At 63.6% G+C, this 8,640-nt stretch carries 8 protein-coding genes; 4 read left to right on the forward strand and 4 right to left on the reverse strand.

Translation table 11 applies throughout. The features are described 5' to 3' along the window. Positions 1-156: 156 nt before the first annotated feature. A complete protein-coding gene (locus D3227_RS31815) occupies positions 157-1,695 on the reverse strand; it encodes a winged helix-turn-helix domain-containing tetratricopeptide repeat protein (RefSeq protein ID WP_167480937.1) in 1,539 nt (512 codons plus the stop codon). Between the two features lie 111 nt (positions 1,696-1,806). Between D3227_RS31815 and D3227_RS41910 the strand changes: the two genes are divergently transcribed. Continuing rightward, positions 1,807-1,983 (forward strand): hypothetical protein, encoded by a 177-nt coding sequence (locus D3227_RS41910; protein ID WP_167480938.1) that lies wholly within the window; start codon positions 1,807-1,809, stop codon positions 1,981-1,983. A gap of 308 nt (positions 1,984-2,291) precedes the next feature. On the opposite strand, the gene D3227_RS31825 is transcribed toward D3227_RS41910, so the two are convergent. Both D3227_RS31825 and D3227_RS31830 read right to left on the reverse strand, forming a co-directional pair. Further along, positions 2,292-3,119 carry a class II aldolase/adducin family protein gene (locus D3227_RS31825; RefSeq protein WP_208646505.1) on the reverse strand — a complete coding sequence of 276 codons (828 nt, stop codon included), beginning with the start codon at positions 3,117-3,119 and terminating at the stop codon, positions 2,292-2,294. Positions 3,120-3,342: 223 nt separating this feature from the next. Further along, on the reverse strand, positions 3,343-5,004 hold the full coding sequence (locus D3227_RS31830; protein WP_120018150.1) for an acyl-CoA synthetase: 1,662 nt from the start codon (positions 5,002-5,004) through the stop codon (positions 3,343-3,345). A gap of 239 nt (positions 5,005-5,243) precedes the next feature. On the opposite strand from D3227_RS31830, the gene D3227_RS31835 reads away from it, so the two are divergent. Together D3227_RS31835 and D3227_RS31840 are read left to right on the forward strand one after the other, a co-directional pair. Further along, the gene (locus tag D3227_RS31835; RefSeq protein WP_120018151.1) at positions 5,244-5,549 is read left to right on the forward strand and encodes a hypothetical protein; all 306 of its coding nucleotides are present in this window, start codon (positions 5,244-5,246) and stop codon (positions 5,547-5,549) included. A gap of 186 nt (positions 5,550-5,735) precedes the next feature. Continuing rightward, positions 5,736-7,292: a serine hydrolase gene (locus D3227_RS31840; RefSeq protein WP_120018161.1), complete on the forward strand. Its 1,557-nt coding sequence runs from the start codon at positions 5,736-5,738 to the stop codon at positions 7,290-7,292. 33 nt (positions 7,293-7,325) lie between these two features. Here D3227_RS31840 and D3227_RS31845 read toward each other — a convergent pair whose 3' ends face one another. After that, the gene (locus D3227_RS31845; protein ID WP_120018152.1) at positions 7,326-7,613 is read right to left on the reverse strand and encodes a hypothetical protein; all 288 of its coding nucleotides are present in this window, start codon (positions 7,611-7,613) and stop codon (positions 7,326-7,328) included. 462 nt (positions 7,614-8,075) lie between these two features. On the opposite strand from D3227_RS31845, the gene D3227_RS31850 reads away from it, so the two are divergent. Next, positions 8,076-8,438 carry an ArsR/SmtB family transcription factor gene (locus D3227_RS31850; RefSeq protein WP_120018153.1) on the forward strand — a complete coding sequence of 121 codons (363 nt, stop codon included), beginning with the start codon at positions 8,076-8,078 and terminating at the stop codon, positions 8,436-8,438. Positions 8,439-8,640: the final 202 nt, after the last annotated feature.

Raw genomic sequence — 8,640 nt, forward strand, 5'->3', positions numbered from 1 at the left:
CCTAGTAGAAAGTGCTTAAATTTAACCTTCCGGGCCGGCCGCAAGTTTCAGCATCGGGCCTATCCTGTCACGCCGGCTATACGGAAAATATCTGGCGTACCGGCCAAATAGCGCCAGAACCGCGGGACTGAGGCGCACACTGACGGCGCCGGCCGATCAGTCGAGCCCGGCGACTCGCAGCCCCTCGATATAGCGGGCCCGATCCTTTTCGTGGACGATGGGGTGGTATTTTTCGACCCAGTCCACGGACACGGATGGATGTAGGCGCCTTGTCTGCGCCAGGGCGTGAGCGGCGGCGGCGCGATCGCCCGCCATGCCGGCCGAGGCGGCGTATGTGCGCCAGGCCGTCCCGAAATTCTGCCTTAGATCCACCGCCCGCCGCTCGAATTCGGCTGCCTCGGCATAACGCCCGGCCATGAAATGACAAAGCCCGGCAACGGAAAGGCTGCCCGCCTGCGTGAAGTCGCGCGGACTGAGCCGGTCGGCCAGAGCGATATGATGCAGGCCGTCGTCCGGCATGCCCGCATAGGCATAGGTCGATCCAAGGATCATGTGCGCATAGGCGAGGCTCGGATTGAGGGTGATCGCCTCGGTCAGGGCTTTCACGGCCGGGTCGAAGCGGCGCGAAGCCATATGCACGAACCCCGTGACGAAATGCGTCCAGGGATCTTCCGGATCGCTGCGGATTGCCCTCTGCGCCATGTCGTGGGCGGTCGGCAGGACGGCTTCGGTGTCGGCCAGTCCAAGCATCGACTTTGCGGCGAGGCCCCAGGCAATCAGGCAATTGGCGCGCGGATAGTCGGGGTCGATGTCGATGGCCTTTTTGAGCAGCCGCTCGGCGATCTCGAAATCCGGCAGCGAGGCCCAGGTCCAGACATAGGGCATCGCCTTCATCACGAATCCCCAGGCGTCGAGATTGCCGGGCGACCGGCTCTGGAAACGCTCCTGCTCGGCCACGTAGAGCCTTGGCTCGATGGCGCCGATCACGCTCTCGGCGATCTGGTCCTGCAGCGCGAAGAAGTCGGCGATCTCCGCATCGTAGCGCTCGGCCCAGATCTGGCGCCCGGTGTCGGCGTCGCTCACCCTGGCGTTGATCCTGAGCCGCTGCCCTGAGCGGCGCACGCTTCCGTCGAGCACATAGCGCACGCCGAGCTCGCGCCCGATCTGCTTCACGTCGACCGGCTTGCCGCCATAGGTGAAGGACGAATTGCGCGCCGAGACGAAGAGCCAGCGCAGCCGCGCAAGGCGCGTGATGATGTCTTCTGCGAGGCCGTCGCCGAAATATTGCTGCTCGGCGTCGTCGCTGAGATTGGCAAAGGGCAGCACGGCGATCGAGGGGCCGGCCTCCGCGCCGTCCGGTGCGGCCGCGGCCGCGTCGAGGCAGTCCACCGCGCCACCGAAGCGGTAGCCGATACGGGGGATGGTCGCGATCCACTCGGCGTCGTCCGACCCCGACCCAAGCAGTTTGCGCAGCGACGCGATCTGGACCGAGAGGTTGCTTTCCTCGACGGCCGCTTGTGGCCACGCCGCATCCATCAGTTCGGCCTTGGAGAGCACCTCGCCGGGCCGCTCGACCAGCGCCGCCAGCAGCAGCACGCCGCGATAGCCGACGGCAACGGGAAGGCCCTGCCGGAGCAGCGTTCCTGCCTCCGGGTTAAGCTCGAACGGACCGAAAGCGAACCGTTTCCCCACCATGGCGCAAACTAGCATCTTTTTGGGGCTTTTCGGAACTATTCGGCGGCGCACCGGGGACGACACTGCGCGTCCGGCCCATCCTGTCACTGCGTTTCAAGACAGGAGATGAAAATGTCCGCTGTTGTTTTCGACCGTGTCGGGTTTGAGACGGAGACCAGCCAGGCGGCGCCGGTGAGCCGCCCGCGTCCACGCGAAGAAGAATTCCGCGCCGCTCTCGATCGCTATATGGCGGTTTACATCGCCTGCCAAAAACGCTGCGCTGAGGCCAGGAATGCCGCCTCGCAGTAGTGTCTCAGTTGCCGATCACGTCGGCGGAGCACTTCGGCCTTTAGATCTATCCGCTCGCAGCGCGATGGGGCATGATGCAGGCAAGCATCGAGATCAGGCCCGTCATCCTACCTCAGCTGTTCTTCCCGCACAAACCCAGCCTAGACGACGCCACAGCCGACGCGCCGGGACATTGATCCGGGAACGGATGGCGAGCCCGGACGCTTCCGCGGCGATGACGGTGAGGTGAGGGGGCTTCTACGGAGTTGGTGGGGGCTGATGGCGTTCACCAACCCCACCAGATTTCTCCATGCGTGGATCACGCAGGCCTATTCAAGCAGATCGGGCTGCTGTCTGAGGATGCGGTCGTGCAGCGGCTGGCATTGAAACCAGCCCGCCTGGGCCGTGCCGTTCACCGCGCGGGCGGCACGGGCGTTTTCCGGGTCGACCTGCAGCGGCGTCCCGACGCTCTCGGCGAGGAACTGCGCCTGGCAACAGCGTTCCATCGAGATGAACCACCAGACGGCCTCGTCGACGGTCTGGCCAACCGTGAGCAGGCCGTGATTGCGCAGGATGGCCGCCTTGTGGGCACCAAGGCGCTCGGCGATCAGCGCCGCCTCGCTTGCCTCCGTGATCATGACCCGCGTGTCATCGAAAAAGACGTGATCCTCGTAGAACGCACAGGCGTCCTGCGTGATGGGGTCGAGCAACCGCCCCACCGCCGACCATGCCTTACCGTAGATCGAATGGGCGTGCGCGGCCGCGACGACATCCGGCCGCGCTACATGGATCTGATGATGAATGGCGAACGCGGCGACATTGACCGGCATCGTGCCCTCGACCACATCGCCCGCGCCATCAACGCGGATGAGATCCGAGACCGTGACATGGGCGAAATGCATGCCGAACGGATTGACCCAGAATGTGTCGGTGAATTCCGGATCGCGTGCCGTGATATGACCGGCGACGCCTTCGCTGAAACCCAGCGCTGCGAAGATGCGGAAGCCGGCGGCAAGCCGCTCCTTTCGGTATTGCCGCTCCTGTCCAAGGTCTTCGAAGCGCGGCGGTCCCCGGCGTTTGAAGAGGGGTTCATAGGCCGCCTGCTTGCTGACAGCCAAATCGGTTTCGGTGTCTGGAATTGACGTGACGATGTCCATGGCGTCCTCCCTGGGTTCCGCACCGTCGGCTTGACGGGCAGGCCTCAGATTGGGGAAGCTTGGGGCCGGCGTCTCAAAGGCCGTCCCAAATGTTCCGAATTCTTCCGAATAGATGCGAAATTGTCCGATGTCGCGACGCTCCAAGGCCAGGTGCTGATGCCTGCGTGGCATTGGAGTGAGGCGCTACAGTGAGATCGTTGGCAAATTGGGTGGCCTACCCCACTTACCCGCCCTTCCGCTTCTCCACTTCCGCCTTGCGCAACAAAAACCGCTGGATCTTGCCGCTTGGCGTCTTCGGCAGTTCGGTGACGAACTCGACCTCGCGCGGATAGGCATGCGCAGACAGTCGCTTCTTGACATGCTGGGCGAGTTCCTCGGTAAGATCCTCGCTGCCCTTGTAGGTGGGCGCCAGCACCACGAAGGCCTTGACGATCTCGGTGCGCTGCGGATCGGGCACGCCGACCACTGCCGCCTCGTTGACCGCCGGATGCTCGATCAGCGCGCTTTCGACGTCGAACGGGCCGATGCGATAGCCGGCCGAGGTGATGACGTCGTCGGCCCGACCAATGAAGCTCACCGAGCCATCCGGCTCGTACTCGACCGTGTCGCCGGTGCGGTAGTAGCCGCCTGAGATCGCCGGCGTCTCCGCCTGGTGATAGCCGTCGAACCAGAGCAGCGGCGACTTCGCGATGTCGACGGCGAGGATGCCGGGCTGGTTGGGGCCAAGCTCATTGCCGGCTTCGTCCAATACGACCATGCGATAGCCCGGCATGGCAAAGCCCGCCGAGCCAGGCCGCACGGCATGCGACAGGCCATGGTGGTTGTTCACCATCATGCCGTTCTCGGTCTGACCGTAATGGTCATGGATGGGTGCCGAGAGATGGGCATCGAACCAGCGGATCACTTCAGGGTTGAGCGGCTCGCCGGCGCTGCTCGCCACGCGCAGGCGGCCCTTGATGCGGGCGGCGGCTTCCGCCCCTTCGGCCATCAGCAGGCGATAGGCGGTGGGCGAGCCGGCGATGCTGGTGACGCCGAGGCGTTCGACGATGTCGTAGGTGCTCTTGGCGTTGAAGGCGCCTTCGTAGAAGGTGGTGGCGATGCCGAGCTGCAAGGGGCCGGTGATGGCGTAATAGAGCCCGTAGGCCCAGCCCGGATCGGCAATGTTCCAGAACACATCGTCGGGGCGAAGCCCGATCGCGTCGCGCATATAGGCGCCGAAGGCGAGCAGGGCGTTGAGCGGCACTGGCACGCCTTTCGGGTGTCCCGTCGTCCCGGATGTCGACATCATCATGAACAGGTCGGAGCCCTTGCGCATCACCGGCGGACAGTCGGGGGAGGCGGCGGCCAGCGCCACGCGGAAATCGATGTCGCCTTCGGGCAGGGCATCGCCTGCAGCGAGAATGGTCGCGACGCGCGGATGGTTCTCGACCTCGTCGAGCTTCCCACGATTGGCCGCGTTGGTCACCACCAGCTTCGCGCCGCTATAGCCCAGCCTGTGTTCGATGGCTTTCGGGCCGAAGGCGGTGAACAGCGGCTGGTAGACCGCGCCGATGCGCCAGGTGCCGAGGATGAGCGCCACCAGCTCGGGAATGCGCGGCAGCATGCCGGCGACGACATCGCCGGGGCCGACGCCCACGTCCTTCAGCAGAGTGTCGACGCGCCCCGACATGTCGGCGAGATCGTCGAAGCTCAATTCCCGCAGCTCGCCGGCGGCGGACAGGGCGCGTAGCGCCAGCCTGTTCTCGCCAGTGTAACGGCCGCAGCATTCGACATAGGCATTGATGCCGGTCGCGAGGTCGCCATGCAGCCGGGCGACCTCATCCTCGATGCGAAAACGCTGAACGGCATCCTCATAGCGCGGCACACCGACCGAAGCTCTGGTCATGGCAGTCCTCCCTCGGCGGGGCACCTTTTCCCCATGAGCGCCATCATCTGCCAGATTGCCTGAAATCGTGGCGGCGGTCGATTGTGGCGGCAAAAGAACGAGATTTGCGCGCTAGCCGCCGGGCCTCACCCGGAGCGGGTCTTTCCAGACTGGAATTGTACTGAACCGAACAAAAGCGATTTCACGCAACCAACTCAGTTTGCCGAGCATTAATTTGTGAAAGCATCGGGAGGAAGTCCATGCTGCACTTTAACATGCCTCGGGAATTTGAGATCGGTGACGAGGTCGCGCTGACAGGTACCGTCGTCGCTATTCTCCCTAGCGGACGCGCCAGAGTGAGCATTCCATCGTACGACCACCCTTATGCGGTTGATCCGCCACCTAAGACCCGTGCCGGAGAAAAGGTTCTCCTTGTTGGTGACGTTACCCGCATTGATCGCGAAGCCAATAAACTGACGGTGCGGATTGACTGCGGCGGCGTGATTACGGTCGACAAGTCGGCGATCACCAGGCTGAGAAAGCACGGCCGGGCATCAGCGCGCTGACGGTCGCCGGCCGTTGCATTGCCGTGAACGTCGATGAGCACGCGCGACAGAGCGCGTACCCTTCGGTTACCACTCTCTGGCCTGAGAGACCGGAGGTTCGGCACACTCACAACCGATGGGAGAGTTGGCCTCGCCCGCGCCGGCCTGTACTATGGCCAGGTGAATGCAGGGGAGGAGGGCTCGATCGTGCGGCTGGATCGGAATCTCTGCCATTGGCGCGTCTGGGCCTTCATCGCCTTCATGGCGCTCTGGCTGCATGCGGCATCGGCCGACGATATCACACCCGAGCGCGTCGCGGCTGCCCTGTCGAAGCTCGAAGCGCTCGCCGAAGCCGCCGTCGCGGACGGTACTGTGCCTGGTCTCGCCGTCGGCGTCGTACATGGCGACGAGGTGATCTTCCTCAAGGGTTTCGGGCATCGCGAGGTCGGCAAGCGTGAGGCCGTCGACGCCGACACCGTGTTCCAGGTCGCCTCGCTCTCCAAGCCGGTCTCCGCCACCATCGTGGCGGCGCTGGTCAGCGACGGGATTGTGTCCTGGGATACGAAGATCGCAGACCTCGATCCGGCCTTCCGGCTCGCCGATCCCTATCCGACCAGCCAGCTCACCGTCCGCGACCTGTTTTCGCACCGCAGCGGGCTTCCGGGCACCGCCGGAGACGACCTCGAGGACATCGGCTACGACCGCGCCGAAATCCTGCATCGGCTGCGGTTCGTACCGCCATTGTCTAGCTTTCGTGCCGGCTACTCCTACAGCAATTTCGGACTGACCGAGGGTGCCGTTGCTGCCGCCAAGTCGACAGGCAAGCCCTGGGAGGAGGTCGCCGAGGAAAAGCTCTACCGTCCGCTTGGCATGACCTCGACCAGTTCCCGCCATTCGGACTTCATCAGGCACGCCAATCGCACCGCGCTCCACGTCAAGGTCGATGGCGCCTGGGCAGCGAAGATAAAGCGCGATCCGGATGCGCAGGCGCCGGCGGGCGGTGTCAGTTCCACGGCACGCGATCTCTCGCAATGGGTGCGCCTCATAGTCGGCAACGGGGTCCATGCCGGCAAGACGCTGATTGCCGCCGACGCGCTGGACCAGACGCATGTGCCGCTGATGACGCGCGGCAAGAACCCGGTCTCCGGCGGTGAGAGTTTCTACGGCCTCGGCTGGAACATCGAATTCGGCCGCCACGGATTGAATTGGGGCCATGCCGGCGCCTTCAGCGTCGGCGCGCGCACCCTCGTGACAGTCTTTCCGAAGGAGAAGCTTGGCATCGTCATCATCGCCAACGCCTTTCCGACAGGCGTGCCCGAGGGCCTGTCCGACAGTTTTGCAGACCTCGTCTTCGACGGCACGGTCGAGAAGGATTGGGTCAAGGCATGGGACGGGATCTATGCCGGCCTGTTCGGTCCGGCGGTCGAGGCGGCCAAGGCTGCCTATGCCGCGCCGCCGTCTCCGGCAAGGCCGGCCGCGCCGGCCAGTGCCTATGCCGGCCGCTACGCCAACGACTTCATCGGCGACGCGGTCGTGTCGAGTGCGGGAGACGGCCTCGTGCTCAAGGTCGGCCCGGCTGGCGCCCGGTCCTATTCCTTGACGCATTTCGACGGCGACCTCTTCCTGACCTTCCCCGATGCCGAGACGCCGGACAGGCCAACGGGCGTCCGCTTCGTCGTCGGCCCAGACGGCAAGGCGTCGGCCATGACCATCGGTTTTCTCGACGACAATCATCTCGGCACGCTGCGCCGCGTCGGCGACTAGAAATGGCCGGGGCGCCAAGGGCCGTATTTGACTCTATGTTCCCTTCACGATTCTCGGTTTAGTCGGTCGGCGGGATTGAGCCGCGCTCTCGAGGGCCAAGGCCAACCGCTTCTCGTCTTCGATGGCGCGATCGACTGCCTCAATTTCCTCCTGGAGCGCCTTCAGCTCGGCTCCGTAGCTGGAGCCGTCGCTGTCGCCGATCTGAAAGCCACTTGCCCGCATTGCGTCGCGAGTATGGTGCACGTTACGGATTCCTTCGCGTCGAGTCGCGACCAGGATTTCCCTGAACTCTCCAAGACGTTCAACGTGATTGCGAGCCATTGCGTTCTCCTATTTCGTCGTCATCGTCGCTGACGGCGATTCAGCCCGGCTAAAACTTACGGCGCAGAAGGTTTAAGCGACTCTAAGAGACACGCTCGACAAAGCATGAATGCGGAAGCTCAAATTTGAACGTCTTGCAATAGCGTGGAGCGCGGCAGCGGGAAATTGGCTGCGGGATCGTACAGTGAAAGTCCCATGATGTTTCTCCTTTGGCCACCACGGCCGGAAGGAAACGGATGGAACGCAGAGCTCGCCTCCGAGTGGCCGGAACCGGGACGGCAGCTTCTGGCTTCGCCACGAAAATGGGAGACGCCCAGCCTGCTCGGACGGAGGCCTCGCTATCGCTGAGTCGATCGAATCTGCATCGAAAATGGGGGCGGTTTGGGGAAGGCGGCCCCGGCAACACAGCGCGCTCGGTCTCCCCTTGTATGCCGCTAATCCATGCGCTAGATACTGAACCACATGGTTCAGTATACGACAGCCTGCCTCGATGCATCGTTCGCCGCGCTCTCGGACGCCACCCGACGCGGCGTTTTGGAGCAGCTTGGGCGTGCAGACGCTTCGATCACGGATTTAGCCGAGAAGTTCCACATGACCCTCACAGGTATGAAGAAACACGTCGGCGTCTTGGAGCGGGCTGGGCTCGTCATCACGGAGAAGGTTGGGCGCGTGCGGACCTGCAAGCTCGGCCTACGCGCACTCGAGGAAGAGGCGGGATGGATCGACAGGTACCGCCAGCTCTGGGACGCACGCTTCGACGAGTTGGACAAGGTTGTCGAGGAATTGAAACGGAAGGAGAAAGTCGATGGACGAAACAAGAGCTAGTGAGCCCACCCCTATGAAGAACCGTACGACGGTGGAACGGAAGTCAGAGCGAGAGCTAGGACCAATCGACATTCAGGATTGAACGAAGCCGCTGACGCGGCATTTGGCGGGTCGGTTTGCGGGTGAAGCTTCTGTTTTGGAGGATTGCGGCTGTTGAAGCGCAATCTTGAGAACAGGAGCAATAAAATGGCCGAGTTGAGCC

The sequence above is a fragment of the Mesorhizobium waimense genome, from assembly GCF_003601975.1.
GTDB classification, from domain to species: domain Bacteria; phylum Pseudomonadota; class Alphaproteobacteria; order Rhizobiales; family Rhizobiaceae; genus Mesorhizobium; species Mesorhizobium waimense.

What these genes read in the sequence shown, in the direction of transcription:
- D3227_RS31815 (WP_167480937.1), bottom strand. Translation starts at nt 1,695, where the DNA reads ATGGTGGGGAAACGGTTCGCTTTCGGTCCGTTCGAGCTTAACCCGGAG.
- D3227_RS41910 (WP_167480938.1), top strand. Translation starts at nt 1,807, where the DNA reads ATGTCCGCTGTTGTTTTCGACCGTGTCGGGTTTGAGACGGAGACCAGC.
- D3227_RS31825 (WP_208646505.1), bottom strand. Translation starts at nt 3,119, where the DNA reads ATGGACATCGTCACGTCAATTCCAGACACCGAAACCGATTTGGCTGTC.
- D3227_RS31830 (WP_120018150.1), bottom strand. Translation starts at nt 5,004, where the DNA reads ATGACCAGAGCTTCGGTCGGTGTGCCGCGCTATGAGGATGCCGTTCAG.
- D3227_RS31835 (WP_120018151.1), top strand. Translation starts at nt 5,244, where the DNA reads ATGCTGCACTTTAACATGCCTCGGGAATTTGAGATCGGTGACGAGGTC.
- D3227_RS31845 (WP_120018152.1), bottom strand. Translation starts at nt 7,613, where the DNA reads ATGGCTCGCAATCACGTTGAACGTCTTGGAGAGTTCAGGGAAATCCTG.
- D3227_RS31850 (WP_120018153.1), top strand. Translation starts at nt 8,076, where the DNA reads ATGGTTCAGTATACGACAGCCTGCCTCGATGCATCGTTCGCCGCGCTC.